The organism is Vibrio sp. 947 (assembly GCF_033339115.1).
GTDB lineage: Bacteria > Pseudomonadota > Gammaproteobacteria > Enterobacterales > Vibrionaceae > Vibrio > Vibrio alginolyticus.
Map to the genome: position 1 here is coordinate 15,768 of NZ_JAWOTX010000035.1, position 20,964 is coordinate 36,731.

Annotated in this window: 17 protein-coding genes; 10 read left to right on the top strand and 7 right to left on the bottom strand. The window is 46.3% G+C overall.

Annotation, left to right across the window (positions count from 1 at the left end):
* Positions 1 to 34: 34 nt before the first annotated feature.
* The 4 genes from rnr (at position 35) to trpS (ending at position 5,283) form a co-directional block, all read left to right on the top strand.
* Positions 35 to 2,542, top strand: a complete 2,508-nt coding sequence (rnr, locus tag R7Q39_RS26690; RefSeq protein ID WP_064368822.1) for a ribonuclease R — start codon at positions 35 to 37, stop codon at positions 2,540 to 2,542.
* A gap of 67 nt (positions 2,543 to 2,609) precedes the next feature.
* On the top strand, positions 2,610 to 3,353 hold the full coding sequence (gene rlmB / locus R7Q39_RS26695) for a 23S rRNA (guanosine(2251)-2'-O)-methyltransferase RlmB (RefSeq protein WP_170897535.1): 744 nt from the start codon (positions 2,610 to 2,612) through the stop codon (positions 3,351 to 3,353).
* 110 nt (positions 3,354 to 3,463) lie between these two features.
* Positions 3,464 to 4,150, top strand: coding sequence for a phosphoglycolate phosphatase (locus R7Q39_RS26700; protein WP_005382834.1), 687 nt, complete (start codon positions 3,464 to 3,466; stop codon positions 4,148 to 4,150).
* Between the two features lie 116 nt (positions 4,151 to 4,266).
* Positions 4,267 to 5,283 (top strand): tryptophan--tRNA ligase, encoded by a 1,017-nt coding sequence (gene trpS / locus R7Q39_RS26705; RefSeq protein ID WP_005381398.1) that lies wholly within the window; start codon positions 4,267 to 4,269, stop codon positions 5,281 to 5,283.
* 56 nt (positions 5,284 to 5,339) lie between these two features.
* Here the strand turns inward: trpS and R7Q39_RS26710 are convergent, their stop codons facing one another.
* Positions 5,340 to 5,714: a hypothetical protein gene (locus tag R7Q39_RS26710; protein ID WP_005381401.1), complete on the bottom strand. Its 375-nt coding sequence runs from the start codon at positions 5,712 to 5,714 to the stop codon at positions 5,340 to 5,342.
* A 543-nt stretch (positions 5,715 to 6,257) separates the two neighbouring features.
* Here R7Q39_RS26710 and R7Q39_RS26715 point away from each other — a divergent pair.
* From R7Q39_RS26715 to R7Q39_RS26740, 6 genes are all read left to right on the top strand, one after another.
* A complete protein-coding gene (locus tag R7Q39_RS26715; RefSeq protein ID WP_318077068.1) occupies positions 6,258 to 9,212 on the top strand; it encodes an ExeM/NucH family extracellular endonuclease in 2,955 nt (984 codons plus the stop codon).
* Positions 9,213 to 9,401: 189 nt separating this feature from the next.
* On the top strand, positions 9,402 to 9,989 hold the full coding sequence (locus R7Q39_RS26720; protein ID WP_033907164.1) for an aminodeoxychorismate/anthranilate synthase component II: 588 nt from the start codon (positions 9,402 to 9,404) through the stop codon (positions 9,987 to 9,989).
* Positions 9,990 to 10,350: 361 nt separating this feature from the next.
* Positions 10,351 to 11,562, top strand: coding sequence for an aspartate aminotransferase family protein (locus R7Q39_RS26725; protein ID WP_005381420.1), 1,212 nt, complete (start codon positions 10,351 to 10,353; stop codon positions 11,560 to 11,562).
* A gap of 109 nt (positions 11,563 to 11,671) precedes the next feature.
* Complete coding sequence (gene astA / locus R7Q39_RS26730) at positions 11,672 to 12,691, top strand: arginine N-succinyltransferase (RefSeq protein ID WP_005381422.1); 1,020 nt, start codon at positions 11,672 to 11,674, stop codon at positions 12,689 to 12,691.
* 28 nt (positions 12,692 to 12,719) lie between these two features.
* Positions 12,720 to 14,177 (top strand): succinylglutamate-semialdehyde dehydrogenase, encoded by a 1,458-nt coding sequence (gene astD / locus R7Q39_RS26735; RefSeq protein ID WP_318077069.1) that lies wholly within the window; start codon positions 12,720 to 12,722, stop codon positions 14,175 to 14,177.
* A gap of 248 nt (positions 14,178 to 14,425) precedes the next feature.
* On the top strand, positions 14,426 to 15,217 hold the full coding sequence (locus tag R7Q39_RS26740) for a DUF1338 domain-containing protein (RefSeq protein WP_318077070.1): 792 nt from the start codon (positions 14,426 to 14,428) through the stop codon (positions 15,215 to 15,217).
* Positions 15,218 to 15,353: 136 nt separating this feature from the next.
* Here R7Q39_RS26740 and crp read toward each other — a convergent pair whose 3' ends face one another.
* The 6 genes from crp to R7Q39_RS26770 all read right to left on the bottom strand — a co-directional run bounded on the left by crp (position 15,354) and on the right by R7Q39_RS26770 (position 20,958).
* Positions 15,354 to 15,986 carry a cAMP-activated global transcriptional regulator CRP gene (gene crp, locus R7Q39_RS26745; RefSeq protein ID WP_005381432.1) on the bottom strand — a complete coding sequence of 211 codons (633 nt, stop codon included), beginning with the start codon at positions 15,984 to 15,986 and terminating at the stop codon, positions 15,354 to 15,356.
* Between the two features lie 240 nt (positions 15,987 to 16,226).
* Positions 16,227 to 17,096, bottom strand: a complete 870-nt coding sequence (locus R7Q39_RS26750; protein WP_005381434.1) for a phosphoribulokinase — start codon at positions 17,094 to 17,096, stop codon at positions 16,227 to 16,229.
* Positions 17,097 to 17,221: 125 nt separating this feature from the next.
* On the bottom strand, positions 17,222 to 17,434 hold the full coding sequence (locus R7Q39_RS26755; RefSeq protein WP_005381436.1) for a YheU family protein: 213 nt from the start codon (positions 17,432 to 17,434) through the stop codon (positions 17,222 to 17,224).
* 33 nt (positions 17,435 to 17,467) lie between these two features.
* The gene (locus R7Q39_RS26760; protein ID WP_005381438.1) at positions 17,468 to 18,475 is read right to left on the bottom strand and encodes a hydrolase; all 1,008 of its coding nucleotides are present in this window, start codon (positions 18,473 to 18,475) and stop codon (positions 17,468 to 17,470) included.
* An 87-nt stretch (positions 18,476 to 18,562) separates the two neighbouring features.
* Positions 18,563 to 19,051 carry a TIGR02444 family protein gene (locus R7Q39_RS26765; protein ID WP_005381440.1) on the bottom strand — a complete coding sequence of 163 codons (489 nt, stop codon included), beginning with the start codon at positions 19,049 to 19,051 and terminating at the stop codon, positions 18,563 to 18,565.
* A complete protein-coding gene (locus R7Q39_RS26770; RefSeq protein WP_318077071.1) occupies positions 19,048 to 20,958 on the bottom strand; it encodes an ABC transporter ATP-binding protein in 1,911 nt (636 codons plus the stop codon). Before R7Q39_RS26770 ends, R7Q39_RS26765 begins: the two co-directional genes overlap by 4 nt.
* Positions 20,959 to 20,964 lie beyond the last annotated feature (6 nt).

Below are 20,964 nucleotides of genomic sequence, written 5' to 3' on the forward strand. Positions count from 1 at the left end.
AGCCATATACCTTCCTTGCTAGATAGGCGTGCCTATGTCAGACAATATTCCAAACGATCCTTTTGCAGATCGTGAATCCAAAAATTACGAAAATCCAATTCCAAGCCGAGAGTTTATCATCGAGTTTCTAGAGCAAGCGGGCGTTCCAATGAATCGTAACGACTTGTTTGAGGCACTAAAGCTTGAGGGCGAAGAGCAATACGAAGGGTTGCGTCGTCGGCTACGTGCGATGGAGCGAGATGGCCAACTGGTGTTTACCCGCCGTCAGTGCTATGCATTGCCTGAAAAACTTGAAATGGTGAAAGGTTACGTGATTGGTCATCGTGATGGCCATGGTTGGGTACGTCCAGAAGGCAGCGTCGGCAAGGATGATGATATTCTGTTACCGCACCATCAGATGAAGAACATCATCCACGGTGATTTTGTCTTAGTGCAACCGACAGACAACAGCAAGCGCGGCCGCCGTGAAGGACGTTTGGTGCGTGTGCTAGAGGAGCGCAATGATCAAATCGTTGGTCGTTTCTTCCTTGAATATGGATACTCCTATGTTGTCCCAGATGACTCGCGTATCAGCCAAGATATCCTGATCCCAAATGAGCACAAAGCGGGTGCACGCATGGGTAACGTAGTCGTAATTGAAATTACTGATCGTGGCTCACGCTCACGCGGCATGATGGGTAAAGTGGTTGAAGTCCTTGGTGAAAACATGGCACCAGGTATGGAAACACAAATTGCGATTCGTACACACCAAATCCCTCACGAATGGCCAGAAGCCGTCGATAAACAAATCGAAAACTTAGGCGAAGAAGTACCAGAAGAAGCGAAAGTTGGTCGTGTGGATCTACGTGATTTGCCACTAGTGACCATTGACGGCGAAGACGCACGAGACTTTGATGATGCCGTTTACTGTGAAAAGAACAAAGAAGGTGGTTGGCGTTTATGGGTAGCGATTGCTGACGTCAGTTACTACGTTCGTCCTGACTCTGCGTTGGACAAAGAAGCGATCAATCGTGGTAACTCAGTATATTTCCCTTCGCAAGTTGTGCCAATGTTGCCAGAAGTACTGTCGAACGGTCTATGTTCGCTTAACCCGCAAGTAGATCGCTTGTGTATGGTGTGCGAAATGACCATTTCCGATACAGGTAAGCTGTCTGGTTACAAGCATTACGAGGCGGTGATGAACTCGCACGCTCGTCTCACATATAGCAAAGTGAGCGCGATTCTAGAAGGGGATGAAGAACTACGTGAGCGCTACCAGCCGCTTGTTTCTCATCTAGAAGAGTTGCACAAGATGTACAAAGTGCTGAAAGAAGCACGAGATCAACGCGGTGCAATCGAATTTGAAACCGTTGAAACCAAATTTATTTTCAATGCGGAACGTAAAATCGAAAGCATTGAGCCAGTAATTCGTAATGACGCGCATAAGATCATCGAAGAATGTATGATTTTAGCCAACATTGCTTCGGCATCGCTGGTAGAAAAAGCGAAAGAGCCCGCGCTTTATCGTATCCACGAATCTCCAGGTGAATTACGCCTGCAAGGTTTCCGTGACTTCTTAAGTGAACTTGGTCTTGAGCTAAAAGGTGGTTTAGAGCCTTCACCAACGGACTATGCTGATCTCGCACGTCAAATCTCCGGGCGTCAAGATCAAGAGTTGATTCAGACCATGCTGCTACGCTCAATGAAGCAAGCGGTATACAACGCAGATAACGCGGGGCACTTTGGGTTGGCATTGAAACGCTATGCGCACTTTACGTCGCCAATTCGTCGTTACCCTGACTTGTTACTTCACCGTGCAATCAAGTATCTGATTGCTAAAGAAGAAGGTCGTAATCAAGATCGCTGGACACCAACAGGTGGCTATCATTACTCGTTTGACGACATGGATTTTTACGGCGAACAATGTTCGATGACAGAGCGCCGTGCTGATGATGCAACACGTGATGTTGCGGATTGGCTGAAGTGTGAATATATGCAAGACCACGTCGGTGACGAACTAGACGGTGTTATCGCTAATGTCACTAGCTTTGGCTTCTTTGTACGTTTAACGGATTTGCACATCGATGGTTTGGTACATATTTCTACCCTTGCGAACGACTACTATCAATTTGACCCGATTGGTCAACGACTTATTGGTGAAAGTTTCGGTAACATCTACCGCTTAGGTGATGCAGTAAAAGTAAAAGTACTGGCTGTTAACCTCGATGACAAGCAAATTGACTTTGAATTGGTCGAAACAAGTCGTAAGCTACGCGGCGAAGGTAAGACTGCGAAGAAACGCGCAGCGGAAGCAAAACGCAAAGCGAAAGATAAAAAACGCGCTGCGACTCGCTCTTCATCGAAAGAAGGTGGCGCGGCTCGTGCAATTCCTGCGATAGAGCCAACTAAACGCCCAGAAGAAACGGGCGCAACGAGTAAGCGTAATGGCCCAAAACGTGGTGACGCCGAAGGCAACGAGAAGCCTAAAGTGAAAAAAGCACGTAAAAAGAAGCCGCACAGTAAGCCGAAGAAAACCAAGCGCACTAAAAAAGAAGCGCAGTAGGTTGAAGCGCCAACTTAGTTCAAACTCGGTTGGCGCAGGCAATACGACCAGAACAACAGGTTAAACAATGAGTAACGAATTTATCTACGGCATTCACGCAGTGAAGGCGGTATTGGAGCGCGAACCAGAGCGTTTTATCGAGGCGTACGTTTTAAAAGGTCGTCAAGATGATCGCCTAATGCCAATCCTAAATGATCTTCAGGTTTGTGGTATTTCTATTCAGCAGATGACACGTAAAACCTTGGATGACAAAGCACGCGGTGCAAATCACCAAGGCATCATCGCTCGTGTGAAACCAGCGAAGCAGCTGAATGAGAACGATATTGATGACATCCTTGCAAAGCACGAATCACCACTGCTCTTAGTGTTAGACGGCGTGACCGATCCACACAATCTTGGTGCGTGTTTACGTAACGCAGATGCGGCAGGTGCTGCGGCGATCATCGTACCGAAAGATCGTTCTGCGCCAATGAGTGCGACGGTAAGTAAAGTCGCTTGTGGTGCAGCTGAAGTTGTACCATTGATCCGAGTGACTAACTTGGCTCGTACTATGCGTACATTGCAAGAGAAAGGCATCTGGTTTGTTGGTACTGCGGGTGAAGCAACGCACGACATCTACCAAGCCAAACTGACTGGACCTCTTGCTATCGTAATGGGGGCTGAAGGTGACGGTATGCGTCGTCTGACTCGTGAAACCTGCGACGATTTGATTAAGATCCCAATGGCTGGTAGCGTTTCAAGCTTGAACGTATCTGTGGCATCCGGCATCTGTTTGTTTGAGGCAGTTCGTCAGCGTATTGCTGCAAAGTAACGACGAAACAAACAGTTACTGTAGAATCAGACATAATGATAAAAACAAAGGATGGGGTGCCATCCTTTGTCGTTTTCACCGATTTATAAATAAAAATCCTCAGGGAAGTTATGACTCAACAAGACATTAAATTCATCGCCTTCGATCTAGATGGTACTTTGCTTGATAGCGTGCCAGATCTAGCTGTCGCGGCAGACCAAGCAGTACAGGCGCTTGGCTTTCCATCGGTTTCAGAAGAACAAGTTCGTGATTATGTGGGTAACGGCGCAGACGTGCTTATTGGTCGCTCATTAAGCCAAAGCCTGACCATCAACCCAGAGCTGAGTGAAGAGCTTCGTGCTAAAGCGCGTGTATTGTTTGATGACTACTACGAGCAAAGCGGTCACAAGCTAAGTCATCTTTACCCAACGGTAAAAGAGACACTAGCAGAGCTGCACAAAGCGGGCTTTGTTATGGCGTTGGTGACTAACAAACCTTCAAAGTTTGTGCCTGACGTTTTGGAAAAGCACGACATCGCAAAATACTTCGTTGATGTCCTTGGCGGTGATGCATTCCCAGAGAAAAAACCAAACCCAGTAGCATTGAACTGGTTGATGGAAAAGCACCAAATCCAACCAAGTGAAATGCTGATGGTTGGCGACTCGAAAAACGACATTCTCGCAGCAAAGAATGCAGGCTGTGCCTCATTTGGTCTGACATATGGTTACAACCACGGTGAACCTATTTCAGCATCAAATCCAGATTTCGTCGCTGACAGTTTGGCAGAATTATTGGACGTTGTAGCGGTTTCTGCATAACGGCTACAAAAGAGCTTCCAAAATACTCGTTAATGAGTACACTGAGTAAACCGTGCACCTATTACTGCACGGTTTTTTTCATTTAATTAGATTAAGAAGTCAAAGGAATCATTCTAATGAGCAAACCCATTGTATTGAGTGGTGTTCAACCTTCAGGTGAACTAAGTATCGGTAACTACTTGGGTGCTCTACGTCAATGGCAGCAGATGCAAGACGATTATGATTGCCAATATTGTGTGGTAGACCTTCACGCGATTACGGTTCGTCAGGACCCTAAAGCGCTGCATGAAGCAACTCTAGACGCACTGGCAATTTGTCTGGCAGTTGGTGTTGACCCGAAGAAGAGCACGCTATTTGTTCAGTCACATGTACCAGAGCATGCTCAATTAGGTTGGCTTCTTAACTGTTACACTCAAATGGGTGAGCTGAGCCGTATGACTCAGTTTAAAGACAAATCGGCACGTTACGCGAATGACGTAAACGTCGGTCTATTTGACTACCCGGTGTTGATGGCTGCTGACATTTTGCTTTACGGTGCGCACCAAGTACCTGTAGGCAGTGACCAGAAGCAACATCTAGAATTAGCGCGTGATATCGCAACGCGTTTCAACAATATTTACTCGCCAGAGCAGCCAATCTTCCAAGTTCCAGAGCCTTACATTCCGACAGTAAATGCGCGTGTAATGAGCCTTCAAGACGCAACGAAGAAGATGTCTAAATCTGATGACAACCGTAAGAACGTTATCACGCTGCTGGAAGAGCCTAAGTCGATCCTTAAGAAGATCAACAAAGCGCAAACCGATACCGAAACGCCACCAAGTATCCGTCATGATATCGAGAACAAGGCGGGCATTGCTAACCTAATGGGTCTGTACTCTGCGGCGACAGGCATGAGCTTCGAAGAGATTGAAGCGAAGTACCAAGGCGTAGAAATGTATGGCCCATTTAAGAAAGATGTTGGTGAGGCAGTTGTAGCAATGCTTGAGCCAATTCAAGCAGAATATCACCGTATTCGCGCTGATCGTGCTTACATGGACGAGGTAATGCAGCAAGGCGCTGAGAAAGCCTCGGCACGAGCGGCTGAAACGCTTAAGAAAGCATACGAAGCAGTAGGTTTTGTAGCTCGCCCATAGTCGCTAAGAACGAATACGAAAAAGCTCCACTTTGGTGGAGCTTTTTTATGCCTGTATTACTGAAATGGCGTGTCTTTCATACAGCGTTCCATGTCGTAATATTCAACACGTCCTCGAGCCCCTAGAAAGGCAGACTTCACAACCATGCCTCTATCAATGAAGTAACTAAGCTGTACGCATGATATATCGTAGCTGAGTTCTTTAATTCTCGCTGGAATCCAGTAGGTTCCTGGCGTTCTTAGACGCTGAGTAAAGGTAATAACACCCTCGTCACTGACTTCTAGCTCTTCAATACCATCCAGTTCATTTTTGGCTGATTCGATGATGTCTTGATTCGCCGTAGGTTGAAGTGGCTCACTGGCGGTCAACTGACACCCCGCTATCAAGCCAAGTAGGGAGAGAGCTAGCACACTGCGTTGAATTTTTTTCATTTGTCGTTCCTGGGTTTACAGCTAATGAGATCTTATTGTCTCGCGCAGGTGTTATATCTTTTGTGTATGTTTTTGGCTAGTGAGTAATGAAAAGTTATTGAATAAATCATGAAAACTTTGAAGTATGAGGGGCCTGTATAAGAGAGAACGAAGCGAGTAATAGATTCTTGGGCTTGAACAGTGATGCAAGTGAAAATTAAAGCATTCTAAATTAGTGACTAATTATATTTTTTATTTGTAACGGAACGGTTGGGTTAATAAGCAACTCAACAAGTGATGTATTTTCTACTCCTTAACATGAAGTGAAAAAGTAAACTGAGTAATCAATCTAAATTCTGACTTGTTTATCAATAGCGCTCTGTATTTATTACAAAAAATGTTTGAATGGGATGCTCTGGCATATTTTCTTATATTCACATGTGATTCATTTCACGGCTTTAATTACTCATTCTTATTTATTTCATAAATAAACCTGATAGTAGACGCAAATGGCAGGCTCTAACCAGAGCTAAGTTTGCATTTACATAAATATCAGGTATGACAATGGACACGTTAATCAAACCCTCAATACTCGCATTAACCATCGCCAGTGCACTTAGTGCAAACGCGAACGCAGAGATTATTATTTCCCAATACGTAGAAGGCGGCGCTTATAATAAAGCGGTAGAGATCGCTAATACGGGTGATACTGCGGTGACACTCACTGGCTACGAGTTGGCGAAATCATCAAACGGTGGTGGTACTTGGGGCAGCACATTCGACCTTAGCCAAGTGACGATACAAGCTAACCAAGTGTATGTACTGGCGCATGGTGACGCGAGCGATGCCATCAAAGCTGTCGCCGATATCACAGATAAAAGCGTTGCGAACTTTAACGGTGACGACCCGATCGCACTGCTTAAAGATGGTGAAGTGCACGACATCATCGGTATGATGGGTGACGTAGATTTTGGTAAAGACACCACATTAGTTCGTAACAGTGATGCACTAACCCCTTCTGCTACTTATGATGCATCTCAGTGGACGGCATTTGAGAAAGACAACATTGACGGCCTTGGTGAGCTAAATGCGACTGAGCCACCAGCACCATTCGCTTGTGAAGCCGACGGTCAGCAACCTAACTTCACTGCCATCCAAGATATTCAAGGTGAAGGCGATACGTCTCCATTCATTGATGGTTACCCATACATTACTGACGAAGATTATTTCGTAACTGGTGTCGTGACTGCTGTTACCACTGGCCTAACCAAAGGTTTCTACCTACAAGCATTAGAAAGCGACAACAACGACAAGACCTCAGAAGGCTTGTTCATTCATACCGACGCGGCGGACACGGCGCTGAAAGCTGGTGATGTTGTTTGTGTGAAAGGTAAAGTTCAAGAGTATTACAGCAATACTCAGCTTGCTTCTGATGCTAACAGCTATGTGAAAACAGGCACCTCTGAAACCCCTCGAGTTACCGATCTTGTTATCAAAGAAGGTGAGACACTACGTGATGCGCTTGAGCGTCATGAAGGGATGCAAGTTGAGTTAACCTCGGCAAGTGACTTGTTTGTAACTCGAAACTTCTCTTACGACTACGATTCACGTCGTAACAATATGATGCTCTCTCATGAAGCGCCATTGTTAAAGCCGACTCAATTACACGCGGCAGAGAGCGATGCAGCCGTTGAGCTAGCAAAAGACAACGCAGCGAACCGCGTATACTTAGAATCAGATGGCAAAGCACCAAACGGACAAATCCCATACTACCCAGATTTTGCTAAAGATGCAGACCAAGATGGCTCTTCAGAGCAGCACATTCGCCTTGGTTCTCGAGTAGAAGGTCTTCAGGGTGTCGTGGCTTACAGCTACAACGAATACCGCCTGATTGCGACCAATGAAGTCGATAACACCAACTTTGTGACTTCAGGTGAAGGCTTCGATGTGGCTCGTAAAGATGCCCCAGCGATTGCGGACTCAGATTTGCGTATTGCAAGCTTCAACGTACTGAACTACTTCAACTCCGTGGCTGACAGTGGTCATGAAAACCCAACCGGACAAAACCGCGGTGCGACTAATCTAGACGAATTCCTGATCCAGCAAGCGAAAATCGTTGCGGCGATGAACAAGATGGACGCAGACGTTATTGGTTTGATGGAAGTGGAAAACAACGGCTTTGGTGATGGCAGTGCTATCCAAAACTTAGTTGATGCCCTAAATGCTGAGATTGATGACGCTGAAGATCATTACACGTATGTCGAAATCGAAGAGCAAGACAAATACCAAGACGAATACTTTGGCAGTGATGCGATCATGGTGGCGATTTTATATCGTGCTAACGCAGTAACGCCAAAAGACGCTGCAAAAGTGATCATCACGCCAGAGCAGCACATTGCAGAAAACACAATTACTCGTAAAGAGGGCACAGAAAGTAACCCTGCTTACGATAAGTACCAACGCCACAGTCTACTTCAGACCTTCACGGTGAAAGAGACGGGTGAAGATTTGTCTATTGTCGTAAACCACTTTAAGTCGAAAGGCTCTGAGTGTATTGAAGAGTGGATTGCCGGTGTAGAAGATTCTGAGCCAGCGGATCTGCAAGGCAACTGTAACAACTTCCGCGTTTCTGCTGCGCACGCAGTGGGTGAAGCGTTGAAAGAGGTGAAAGGCGATGTATTGCTCATGGGCGACCTCAATGCTTATGGCATGGAAGACCCACTTCTGACACTGACTGATTACTCGAAAGAGAAATACGGCCGTGACATTTATACTGCTGCTTACACAACCATTGGTGATGGTGAACTTCAAGTAGAGAAGACCAAAATTGAAAAAGGTTACGGTCTGCACAATTTAAACACGTTGCTGCACGGCACTGATACGTTTTCTTACACCTATTCGGGCGAGCTGGGTAATTTGGACCACGCATTGGCAAGCAGCAGCCTAGCGCAAAAAGTGGTAGCAATTGAAGATTGGCACATCAACTCACTAGAGAGTAACTTGTTCGAATACAGCAGCAAGTACACCGGTGATATGCCGAAGTACAAAGATGCGTTCTCTGCCTCTGATCACGATCCAGTGATCATCGCGATTGATTTACCAGATGATGACATCGATTTACCGAAAGCAGGTGACAACTTAGCCGTCGATGTCCGTTTACCACCAACGGCGGTTGTGGGCGATATTGTTACGGTGAACTTAACGCCATCCACACAAGCGGCTGCGGCAAGCAGCGATACGAAAGCTTACTCGGCTAGCCAAACCTTAGTTCAAGCTGATATTGATGCGCGTAGCGTGAATATTGAGTTTGAACAAACGCCAGATCAAGGTAATTATCAGCTAGAAGAGAAAGTGACTGACTCGACAGGTAATATCGTAAAGTTTAGCTCTGTTCGTGATGTTTCAATGACGCAAACTGAAACTGGAACAAAAGGGGCGAAGGATTCAGATGGTGGTTCGTTTGGCTTTGGCGCGCTATTTGCGCTGCTAGGTCTTGGCTTATTCCGTCGTCGCCGCTAAGCGAATTTACTTCCTGACAAACAGTTCCTAAATAGCTGTAAAGACCAAAGGCCAGCCTATGCTGGCCTTTTTATTCAGCAAAAACTTGCCTTTCTTGCTTGGTATAGCAAAATACCGCCCTTGATTGTCATGAACGTGGCGATTCACTACGTAAGCATTGCCAAAACGGATTGGAGCAACCGACCCTTTATGTTGTTGATCATCGATAACTACGACTCTTTTACCTACAACCTTTACCAATACTTCTGCGAGCTTGGTGCAGACGTAAAGGTGGTGCGTAACGATGAAATCGATATCCAAGGCATTGAGGCGATCAACCCAACTCATTTGGTGATCTCGCCAGGGCCATGTACGCCGAACGAAGCAGGTATTTCACTGAAAGCGATAGAACACTTCGCTGGTAAGCTTCCAATATTGGGTGTTTGCCTTGGCCATCAAGCGATAGCGCAAGTGTTTGGGGGCGAAGTGGTACGTGCACGACAAGTGATGCACGGTAAGACCTCACCGATTCGTCATAACGGTCGTAGTGTGTTTAAAAATCTGAATAACCCACTCACGGTAACTCGTTATCACTCTCTTGTGGTGAAAAACGGTACTTTACCCGACGTGTTTGAACTGACTGCATGGACAGAACTGCCTGACGGAAGCATGGATGAAATAATGGGTTACCAACATAAAACCTTGCCAATTGATGCGGTGCAGTTCCACCCAGAATCAATCAAAACTGAGCAAGGTCACGAGTTGCTTGCGAACTTTTTAGCGCGCAAAGCGATCTGATCGCGATCACTTTTTTTAACAAATCATTCATCTTTTTGCTGAGGTGAGCGGATTGCAAAACTATGCGGTTCTCTCGAGTCTCTTTGTCTATTCATGTCTTTTTAAACCTTCTATCCCCTGTATTACATAACATTTATAAAAAATCACTTCTCTATTTTACTTTCTTGATGCATAAATAGTCATAAGCAGTGATTAATGGAAGTTGCTTTCGAGAACGAAAAGAATAAATCACTATTGAAATGGTTAATTAAATGTAAATACAATGCCGCAATAGCTTAAATGCAAAACATTATTTGCTGGCAAAGAGAGCCGGTTAAATTCGCTTATCTGCTACGCATGCGGTATCAAGAAGGAATGTGCAATGACAACGGAAATTAAAGTAGAGCGCGGTTTATTCGATGAGGTAATGGTACCTTGCTATAACCCGATGGAAATGATCCCTGTTAAAGGTGAAGGTTCACGTGTTTGGGATCAGGAAGGTAATGAATACATCGACTTTGCTGGTGGTATTGCAGTGAGCTGTCTTGGCCATTGTCATCCAGTAATGGTAAACGCACTAACAGAGCAAGCTAACAAGCTTTGGCACTTAAGTAACGTTATGACGAACGAACCAGCCCTTCGTCTGGCGAAAAAGCTAACAGAAGTGAGTTTTGCTGAGCGAGTGTTCTTTGCTAACTCTGGCGCAGAAGCAAACGAAGCCGCTTTGAAGCTGGCACGTCGTTATGCAGCAGACGTTCATGGCACTGAGAAATCTGAAATCATTGCATTCAAACAAGGTTTCCACGGTCGTACATTCTTTACCGTAACGGTTGGTGGCCAAGCGGCATACTCTGACGGCTTCGGTCCTAAGCCAGGCGACGTGACACACCTTCCTTACAACGATATCGAAGCTTTACAAGCACACATGTCTGATCGTACTTGTGCGGTCATGATGGAGCCACTACAAGGTGAAGGCGGCATCGTGCCACCAACGCCTGAGTTCGCTCAAGCGGTTCGCGAGCTGTGTGACAAACACAACGCCTTACTGATCTTCGATGAAGTGCAAACTGGTAATGGCCGTACAGGTAACTTCTACGCTTACCAAGGTTTAGGTATCACGCCAGATATTCTAAGTACTGCGAAATCACTTGGTGGCGGTTTCCCGATCGGTGCAATGCTAACGACAGCAAAATTGGCAGAGCACATGAAAGTGGGCACTCACGGTTCTACATATGGCGGTAACCCACTAGCGTGTGCGGTTGCAGAAGCGGTTGTAAATGAAGTTACTAAGCCAGAGGTGTTGGCTGGTGTGCTAGAACGCGAAGCAATGTTCCGTGAAGGTCTAGAGAAGATCAACGCGAAGTACAACATCTTCTCAGAAGTGCGCGGTCAAGGCCTATTACTTGGCGCTGCACTAAATGAAGAATGGCAAGGCCGTGCGCGTGACGTGCTGGTTGCTGCAGGTAAACAAGGTCTCATGGTATTGGTTGCGGGTGCCAATGTCGTACGTTTCACACCATCACTCGTTATCACACAACAAGAAATTGAAGAAGGCTTGGCGAAACTGGATAAAGCGATCGCGACTTTAGTTTAAGCGCGATATCAGTTTAAACGTCAACGCAGACACCCCCGTCAAGGATCTCTGATGGGGGAATTGTTCCTACAATATAGTTAGGATCTTCTTGCATCTGGAGGGAGTATTGATGCTAGTAGTTCGCCCTATCGCGATGTCGGATTACGACGCACTGCACACTTGTGCGGTGGAGTCTGGTCACGGATTTACATCTCTACCGGTTAACGAAGAACTGTTAACCAATCGAATCAAACATTCAGAGTACAGCTTTGGTAAGCCAGATGTGGCAGAACCAGGCGATGAAGGCTACCTGATGGTTGGCTTTGACTCTGAAACGGGTGAGGTTGCGGGTACCACCGGAATCGAAGCATCTATCGGCTGGGATGTCCCATTTTACTCATATCACATTAGTAAAGTCGTGCACTCGTCGCCAAAGCTTGGCGTTAACAACGTCGTTAAACTGCTTACTTTTGGTAATAACTACACGGGTAACAGCGAAATTTGTACCTTGTTCTTGCGTGAGAAATTCCGCCAAGGTCTGAATGGTCGTCTAATGTCGAAGTGTCGTTTCCTAATGATGGCAGAGCACCCAGAGCGCTTCTCTGAAACGATCTTTGCGGAGATGCGTGGCGTTTCAGACGACGAGGGTAATTCACCATTCTGGCAATGGCTTCAAGAGCATTTCTTCTCTATCGATTTCACGCTTGCAGATTACCTGACAGGTATCGGCAAGAAAGGCTTTATCGCCGACTTGATGCCGAAACTGCCTATTTACATCAACCTGCTCAGCCCAGAAGCGCAAGCCGTGATTGGTCAAGTACATGACAACACGCGTCCAGCGCTGAAGCTGCTTGAGCGTGAAGGTTTTACCAACCGAGGCTACGTCGACATCTTCGATGGTGGCCCAACGGTTGAGTGTGATCTGCGTAATATTGAGTCGGTACGTCATTCATTCCGTGCGCAAGTCAAAATCTCTGAACATTCCAGCACACAAGACTTCTTGATGTGTAATTCATCTTTCGAGAACTTCCGTGCGACAGTCACTAAAGCGGCGTATGACGCAGAAACACAGAGCGTAATGATCGCACCAGACGTTGCGGATGCACTTTCGGTTGAAGAAGGGGATTTCGTTCGCCTTCTTCCGCAGTAACAGACGACAGAATTTAAGGATAGAAACAATGACACATTGGATTGCAGGTGAATGGGTACAAGGTCAGGGTGAAGCATTTACGTCTCTGTCGCCGTACAACCAAGAAGTGATCTGGCAAGGCAAAGGTGCAACGGCAGAGCAGGTGAACCAGGCGGTATCTGCAGCGCGTGAAGCGTTTATTGACTGGAAAAAGCGCCCATTTTCAGAGCGTGAGGCAATCGTGTTGGCTTTTGCGGAGAAAGTAAAAGAGAACAGCGAAAAAATCGCCGAAGTCATTGCCAAAGAAACTGGTAAGCCAATTTGGGAAACGCGCACTGAAGCAGCGGCAATGGCAGGTAAAATTGCCATTTCGATTCGCGCTTATCATGACCGCACTGGTGAGGCGAGCCGTGAAGCAGGAGGCAACCAAATCGTATTGCGCCACCGCCCATTGGGCGTGATGGCGGTGTTTGGTCCTTACAACTTCCCAGGCCACCTACCAAATGGTCACATTGTGCCTGCGCTACTGGCTGGTAACACGGTAGTCTTCAAACCGTCTGAGCAAACGCCATGGACGGGTGAATTGGCAATGAAGCTATGGGAAGAAGCCGGTCTGCCGAAAGGCGTGATTAACCTTGTTCAGGGCGCGAAAGAAACTGGTATCGCGCTCGCTGACGCAAAAGGCATCGATGGCGTACTGTTTACGGGTAGCGCAAATACGGGGCATGTATTACACCGTCAATTTGCGGGTCAACCGGGCAAGATGCTCGCACTAGAAATGGGTGGTAATAACCCGATGGTGATCTCTGATAAATATGGTGATTTGGATGCCACGGTTTACACCATCATCCAGTCAGCGTTTATCAGTGCTGGGCAGCGTTGTACGTGTGCTCGTCGTTTGTATGTGCCATTGGGTGAAAAAGGCGATGCGCTTATCACCAAACTCGTTGAAGCGACACGCAATATTCGCGTAGACCAACCATTTGCAGAACCTGCGCCATTTATGGGACCGCAAATTTCGGTCGCGGCAGCCAAGTTTATTCTTAATGCACAAGCTAATCTACAGTCTCTTGGCGGTGAAAGCTTGATTGAAGCGAAAGCAGGAGAGGCGGCGTTTGTTTCTCCTGGCATCATTGATGTAACGAACATTGCTGAGTTACCAGATGAAGAATACTTCGGCCCACTTCTGCAAGTGGTGCGTTACGAAGGGTTAGACAAAGCCGTGGCGCTAGCAAACGATACGCGCTTTGGCTTATCTGCTGGTTTGGTCTCAACCGACGACCAAGAATGGGAATACTTCGTTGACCACATTCGTGCAGGTATCGTGAACCGTAACCGCCAGCTCACTGGTGCAAGCGGTGATGCGCCATTTGGTGGTCCGGGGGCGTCGGGTAACTTGCGCCCAAGCGCTTACTACGCAGCAGATTACTGTGCGTACCCAATGGCATCAATGGAAGGTCAAGAGACTGTCTTGCCTGCAACATTGAGTCCAGGTGTAGCGCTATAAGTTTTAATAATAGAGTCGCAACTATGCATTGCGGCTCACCTTGCCGGCGCATCATTTAGGTATGGGTTGTAGTGATCGTTGGCAGAACACGAAAAGTGAGCAAAGACTCGGAAAAGCGTGTTGACTGACTGGCATTTACCGTCACAGGTTGATGGTTGCTCGTTCATTATTCTGGACAACTTTTGTTGTGAACGAGCAGCCAACTTCCGCTTACCTTTAAACTCTACATCTCGTAACAAGGAGTCGTTATGACGCCCGATATGTTATTTGAATCGCTATGGCAAGATTACATTCAACGTCTTTGCCCTTCGGCTGCTAAAGTGCATCAGCTGCTTCAAGAAGATGAGCCTCTGATTAATGATCATATAGCTTTACGTACCTTCAATATCGCGCCTCTTGGTATTGAAACTCTAGCTAAGCCATTTGTAGCTATTGGTTACAAGGCGTGTGGTGATTACGTTTTCGAAAGCAAAAAGCTGGTTGCTAAGCACTATGAGCACCCAGATCCGAAGCAACCTAAAGTATTTATTAGTGAGCTAAAAGTTGAAGAGTGCTCGTCTGAGCTACAAGAGATTGTGAAAAATTTGGTGGCACAAGTCGATGCTGACAAGCTGAACGATAGCGCATTCTTACATGGTGGACGCTTGTGGGATTTAAGCTTTGCTGATTACCAAACGTTGGCTAAAGAAAGTGAGTACGCATCTTGGCTTGCGGCGCATGGTTACGGAGCAAACCACTTCACGGTGAGCGTTAACCAGCTCAATGAATATGAAGAAGTGAAGCAGGTAAACGATCATCTGCGTACCGCTGGGTTTACCATTAATGAAAATGGTGGTGAAGTGAAGGGCACTCCTGAGGTGTTGCTAGAGCAGTCATCGACCATGGCAGATAAAGTAGCGGTTCGTTTTAGCGAAGGCACTGAAATTATCCCTGGCGGGTTTTATGAATTTGCTAAGCGCTATCCGATGGAAAATGGTGATTTGTACCCAGGTTTCGTGGCCGCTTCAGCTGACAAAATCTTTGAAAGTACGAATGGCTAAGTTTTAGGGTTAACCTGTTAAGCTTACTCATTAGTGTTCGCTGCACCCTATCTCATTTGGTCATGAGTAAATAAAAAGCCACCAATGTTGCCATTGGTGGCTTTTATAATTTTGTTCGTGTCACTCTAGTTCGAGATTAACGAGTACCGTAAACCACGATGGTTTTACCGTGAGCAGAGATTAGGTTCTGCTCTTCTAGCATCTTCAAGATACGACCTACTGTCTCACGAGAACAGCCAACAATTTGACCGATTTCTTGACGAGTGATCTTGATTTGCATGCCGTCTGGGTGAGTCATTGCGTCTGGTTGTTTTGCAAGGTTCAGAAGCGTCTGAGCGATACGACCAGTTACGTCTAGGAACGCCAGGTCACCCACTTTTTGGCTAGTTACTTGAAGACGACGAGCCATCTGCGCAGAAAGACGCATTAGGATGTCTGGGTTTACTTGGATAAGCTGACGGAACTTCTTGAAAGAAATTTCAGCAACTTCACAAGGAGATTTAGCACGAACCCAAGCTGTGCGCTCTTGGTCTTCCTCGAATAGACCAAGTTCACCAATAAAGTCTCCTTGGTTTAGGTAAGAAAGGATCATCTCCTTACCTTCTTCGTCTTTGATAAGAACCGCAACAGAACCTTTAACGATGTAGTACAAAGTTTCTGCCTTTTCGCCCGCGTGAATTAGCGTGCTCTTTGAAGGGTACTTATGAATATGACAGTGTGAAAGAAACCACTCTAATGTTGGGTCGGTTTGAGGTTTACCTAGAACCATAATATCTCACTTCCTCTGCAGGGTACGCTTGCGCTATCCATATTTTAGCTAAGCCTGAATTAGGCCTACTAGAATAAGAGCACTTTTTATATGCTGCAAGCTCTCTTGTGTTTCGGTAAGAAATAGTATCCTTTTTCGAAAACGATTTCTTGATTTTAATCGTGCCATGATTGAGATTTTGTAAGCAAAACTGTGCACATGATCACGGTATGAAAAGTAAACATCTTCGCAGGCAGGTTTTTAGCCAATTTTCCCTGTTTCGATGAGCTGTTGTAGGATAGGCCGAACTATGAGCTCCATTGCAAAGCTCATCTTACCGCCGGGTACGACAATCGTGTTGTGGCGTGACATGAATGAGCCATCAATCATGGCCAGCAGATATGGGAAGTCGACATTCTTGATACCGCGTAGGCGAATCACCACAAAACTCTCATCCAAACTAGGGATGCCTTTTGCATTAAGTGGGTTGGAAGTATCAACGGTCGGTACGCGCTGGAAGTTGATGTGAGTACGAGAAAACTGCGGAGTGATATAGTTGAGGTAATCGTCCATGGATCGCACGATTGAGTCCATTACCGCTTCACGCGAATGGCCGCGATCGCGAGTGTCACGTACGAATTTTTGTATCCACTCTAAGTTCACAATCGGCACCATGCCGATTAAGAAATCCACATGTTGAGCAACATTAACATCGCCATCGACCACGCCACCATGTAACCCTTCATAAAACAGCACGTCGCTGTTTTCGGGTAAGTCTTGCCACGGTGTAAACGTGCCTGGCATTTGATTGTAGGGAACCGCTTCGTCAAACGTGTGCAGATAACGGCGCACGCTGCCAGTGCCGTCATGCCCGAACTTACGGAAAAACTCTTCTAATCCCGGGAAGTCATTAGCTTGTGGGCCAAAGTAGCTAATGTGTCGACCTTGCTCGCGGGCTTTGCGAATTTCGATGTCCATTTCTGGGCGAGTAAAGCGATGGAAGCTATCGCCTTCAACCCATGCGGGTTTAACGTTCATCATATTGAACATTTTACGGAAGGCTTCAGATGTAGTGGTCGTGCCGGCACCGGACGAACCAGTAACCGCAATAATTGGGTGTTTAGCTGACATGACAAACCTTGTCGAAAATTACTTACCTGTAATGTGCAGTAGAGTTACTACTGCACGGTCGATATCCCACTATAGCACGTAACAATACCTTGTCATCGAGTGGGATACGGTAAAATGTGAAGGGTCTAAAATTTTGTTTTATGCTGAATATCGACGGTTTCGTGTAGCTCAGAGAACACGATAACCGCTTCACCTTTTTCCAATTGAGCTTTAACTTGATCAATTTTGTCATGCAAAGAAACCTCGACGGTTCCGTAATCCGTTCCTTCGCGTAAGACGAATTCACGAATTAAGTTTTCCAATGTTTCCGGCGCAATGTCTTGCCATGGAATGATCATAAATACCTCTAACTTTTATGATGAGCGGCTAGTTTACTGCGTTCGTTGCTTGGATACAGCAGAAAGGTAATCTGCGGCGATACTTTCGTAATACGCGGGCAGCGCTTCCTCCAACCAAAACTTAGGTTTTAACGCCGTTCCTGTTAGGAAGCCAACATGGCCACCGTGTTCAAAGAGACGGTAATCAATGTTATCTGGCAAAACAAACTTCGGTATCACATCATCGGTCATGAACGGATCGTCTTTGGCATGGATGATCAGTGTGGGTAGCGTGATTTGCTGTAGTTTACTTAAGCCAGAACATTGATCGTAATAATCTTGTGCGTCTTTAAAGCCGTGCAGTGGTGCCGTGATCAAATCATCGAATTCATACAATCGTGTGACACGTTTTATTGAGTTGTATGACAAAGCGAGCTCGCCATGCAATAGATGATGCTTTTGTAACGCGTTACGTTTCAGTGAAGAAAGCAGATAACGGCGATACACTTTCGAAAAGCCTTGTTCAATACGGTTTGCACACGCCGCTAGGTCTAAAGGCGCTGAGATAATAGTCGCTGCATTCAAAAAAGGGTGGTCTTTATATTGGGCTAAATAATTCGCCAACATGTTACCGCCAAGAGAAATACCAACCGCAACTTTGGGGTTATCAGGAAAACGTTGTTCAAGGTGCTCTAGGAAGTAACGAGCATCCGTCACTTCACCCGAGTGGTAAGCTCGTGCTTTTTTGTTTGGTTTACCGCTGCAGCCACGAAAATGCATCATCACCGACAGCCATCCAGATTGAGCAAATGCATTCATTAACCCATTGGCATAAGGGCTATAGAAGCACCCCTCTAACCCATGAAATAAAACAAAAATCGGCTTTTTTTGTGCAGGCTCTTGGGTTGGGTCCTCGCTCCACGCGAGATCGAGAAAGTCGCCATCGGATGTATCGAGGGTTTGCCAAATCGGCGTAAATAACGCTTTTTTGCGAATAAAACGCGGCAAAAGCGTTTGGAGATGCGGGTTTTTGATCCCGGCGGCTGCGAAAAATTGTGTCATACCTAACTGCTCTTATGCGGTCCTTCGGTGTCCGTTGAAGAACTTATTAATATAATCCTTTATAAAGATTATAGGTATTCTACAGATTTATGGGCGTTTTGGTGGTTGAATGTTTGGCACCGGAATAGCAAAGGCTTGCTGCAAATGCTCCCCACCGAGTTGACGACAGTATCTCAACGTCAGTGGGTCACCATCATTTTTGAGTAGTGTAAGTGAGTTAATGCAGTCCACCAAATCCGCTTGTTGCTGCTTTTCTAGTTGCAGCTCAAACTGCAAGGTCTCACGATACAAAGCGTCATTGACTTGAGACTTAAGGTGGCGACGAAGGTCGCGAAAGGAGTGAAGTAAAGTTTCGCTCCTACCTAGACAGTCTTGCACCAAGGGCCAGTCTTTTTCTTGGAAAATGAGTTGCTGCTCATCGAGCCATCTGAGCAGCAGGAGTAGGTTCACGTTACCGTGGTAGTTGTTCTGTAATGATAAACACGCCTCTTTCACTTCTCGCACACCATAAAATTGCAGACTAAACTGCCAAAGGTGTTCTAGGGTGAGTGTGTATTCAGCGTGTTGATTACTCATTGATTAAACTCTAGCTCCATCTGCTCCAACGTTTCTTGAGCAGACATCCATTCCATTTCAATTTCTTCGAGCTCAGCTTTACTGGAAGCTTGAAGTGCCAGCACTTGGTTAAGTTTAGCTTTATTTTCGGCCGCATACAGTGAGTTGTCCGCCAATTGTTCTTCAGCTTCGGCCAGTGCAGCACCTAACTTATCCATTTTATTTTCTAGTTGTGTCAGCGTTTTGCGAATTGGCGCTGTCTGTTTTCGAAACTCTGCATCGCGACGTTTTTGCTCTTTCTTCGCAGCTGCGCTGTTGGCCGTATCTTTGCTTGGCTGCGCTTCTTTGCGTTCCGCTCTTTGTTGTTCGGTTAACCATTTATAATAGTCATTTAAATCACCGTCGAACGGAGCAACTTGTCGATCATGCACTAAATACAAGTCATCGGTCGTAGCGCGCAGTAAATAGCGGTCGTGCGAAACAATCACCATCGCACCTTCGAATGTTTGCAGTGCCATTGTAAGTGCTTGGCGCATGTCCAAGTCTAAGTGGTTGGTCGGTTCATCAAGTAGCAACAGGTTTGGCTTTTGCCACACAATTAAAGCCAATACCAAACGGGCTTTTTCGCCACCAGAAAACGGCGCAACTTTTTCTAGTGCTTTGTCACCTTGGAAGCCAAAGCTACCTAGGTAATCACGTAGCTGCTGTTCGGTTTGATCGGGTGCGATTTGCATCATGTGTTGCAGCGGCGTTTCTTCAGGGTGAAGCGTTTCTAACTGGTGCTGAGCGAAGTAACCAATTTTCACGCCTTGTGAGTAAGTTAGGTCACCACCTTGCGCGTTAAGTTCACCAGAGAGCAGCTTGATTAATGTCGATTTACCCGCACCATTACGGCCGAGTAGACCAATACGACTGCCAGGAACCAAGTTCAAGCGGATCTTCTCTAAGATGAGGTTGTCACCGTAACCTGCAGATACTTCATCCATCATCATGATTGGGTTTGGCAGCGCAGCTGGCTCACGGAATTGGAAGCTAAATGGGTTATCGAATTGAGCTGGTAACACTTTCTCCATGCGCTCCAAAGCTTTAATACGGCTTTGAGCCTGGCGTGCTTTAGAGGCTTTGTAACGGAAGCGGTCGATGTAGCTTTGCATGTGAGACATCTGCTTCTGTTGCTTTTCAAACATCGCTTGTTGTAACACCATCTTTTGTGCGCGTTGGTTTTCGAATGACGAGTAGTTACCCGTGTATTCGTTCAGCTGCTGATTCTCGATGTGAATGATGCGACCAACGATCGGATCCAAGAAGTCACGGTCGTGCGAGATCAGAATCAGCGTGCCAGGGTAGTTTTGTAGCCAACGCTCTAACCACATTACCGCGTCCAAATCCAAGTGGTTGGTTGGTTCGTCGAGTAGCAGTAGATCAGAACGACACAATAGCGCTTGAGCCAAGTTAAGACGCATACGCCAACCACCCGAGAATTGGGTCAAACTCCAACTCATTTGCTCTTGGCTGAACCCTAAACCATCGAGCAGTTCTGCCGCGCGAGCGCGAATGCTGTAACCACCAATGGTTTCAATTTTACCGTGTATCTCGGCAACTAGGGTTCCGTTGTCTTGTGTTTCTGCTTCAGCTAACTGCTTTTCGAGAGAGCGGTACTCGCGATCACCATCAATGACGTATTCCAGTGCAGTGCGCTCTAGCGCAGGCGTTTCCTGTGCGACCCAGGCCAACTCCCAGTGTTGAGGTTGGCTAAATGAGCCAGCATCAATTGACAGTTCATCTTTCAGTAGGGCAAACAGCGTTGATTTACCGCAGCCGTTTTTGCCCACAAGACCGACTTTATCGCCAGGGTGAATAGTCGCAGAAGCTTGGTCTAAAAGAGGTTTACCGCCACGCAGTAACTGAATATCAGAGAAGGTAATCATAAAGTT

What these genes read in the sequence shown, in the direction of transcription:
- R7Q39_RS26720 (WP_033907164.1), top strand. Translation starts at nt 9,402, where the DNA reads ATGTTGTTGATCATCGATAACTACGACTCTTTTACCTACAACCTTTAC.
- R7Q39_RS26765 (WP_005381440.1), bottom strand. Translation starts at nt 19,051, where the DNA reads ATGAGTAATCAACACGCTGAATACACACTCACCCTAGAACACCTTTGG.
- trpS (WP_005381398.1), top strand. Translation starts at nt 4,267, where the DNA reads ATGAGCAAACCCATTGTATTGAGTGGTGTTCAACCTTCAGGTGAACTA.
- R7Q39_RS26750 (WP_005381434.1), bottom strand. Translation starts at nt 17,096, where the DNA reads ATGTCAGCTAAACACCCAATTATTGCGGTTACTGGTTCGTCCGGTGCC.
- R7Q39_RS26700 (WP_005382834.1), top strand. Translation starts at nt 3,464, where the DNA reads ATGACTCAACAAGACATTAAATTCATCGCCTTCGATCTAGATGGTACT.
- astD (WP_318077069.1), top strand. Translation starts at nt 12,720, where the DNA reads ATGACACATTGGATTGCAGGTGAATGGGTACAAGGTCAGGGTGAAGCA.
- R7Q39_RS26710 (WP_005381401.1), bottom strand. Translation starts at nt 5,714, where the DNA reads ATGAAAAAAATTCAACGCAGTGTGCTAGCTCTCTCCCTACTTGGCTTG.
- R7Q39_RS26715 (WP_318077068.1), top strand. Translation starts at nt 6,258, where the DNA reads ATGGACACGTTAATCAAACCCTCAATACTCGCATTAACCATCGCCAGT.
- R7Q39_RS26770 (WP_318077071.1), bottom strand. Translation starts at nt 20,958, where the DNA reads ATGATTACCTTCTCTGATATTCAGTTACTGCGTGGCGGTAAACCTCTT.
- R7Q39_RS26760 (WP_005381438.1), bottom strand. Translation starts at nt 18,475, where the DNA reads ATGACACAATTTTTCGCAGCCGCCGGGATCAAAAACCCGCATCTCCAA.
- R7Q39_RS26725 (WP_005381420.1), top strand. Translation starts at nt 10,351, where the DNA reads ATGACAACGGAAATTAAAGTAGAGCGCGGTTTATTCGATGAGGTAATG.
- astA (WP_005381422.1), top strand. Translation starts at nt 11,672, where the DNA reads ATGCTAGTAGTTCGCCCTATCGCGATGTCGGATTACGACGCACTGCAC.
- R7Q39_RS26755 (WP_005381436.1), bottom strand. Translation starts at nt 17,434, where the DNA reads ATGATCATTCCATGGCAAGACATTGCGCCGGAAACATTGGAAAACTTA.
- rnr (WP_064368822.1), top strand. Translation starts at nt 35, where the DNA reads ATGTCAGACAATATTCCAAACGATCCTTTTGCAGATCGTGAATCCAAA.
- rlmB (WP_170897535.1), top strand. Translation starts at nt 2,610, where the DNA reads ATGAGTAACGAATTTATCTACGGCATTCACGCAGTGAAGGCGGTATTG.
- R7Q39_RS26740 (WP_318077070.1), top strand. Translation starts at nt 14,426, where the DNA reads ATGACGCCCGATATGTTATTTGAATCGCTATGGCAAGATTACATTCAA.
- crp (WP_005381432.1), bottom strand. Translation starts at nt 15,986, where the DNA reads ATGGTTCTAGGTAAACCTCAAACCGACCCAACATTAGAGTGGTTTCTT.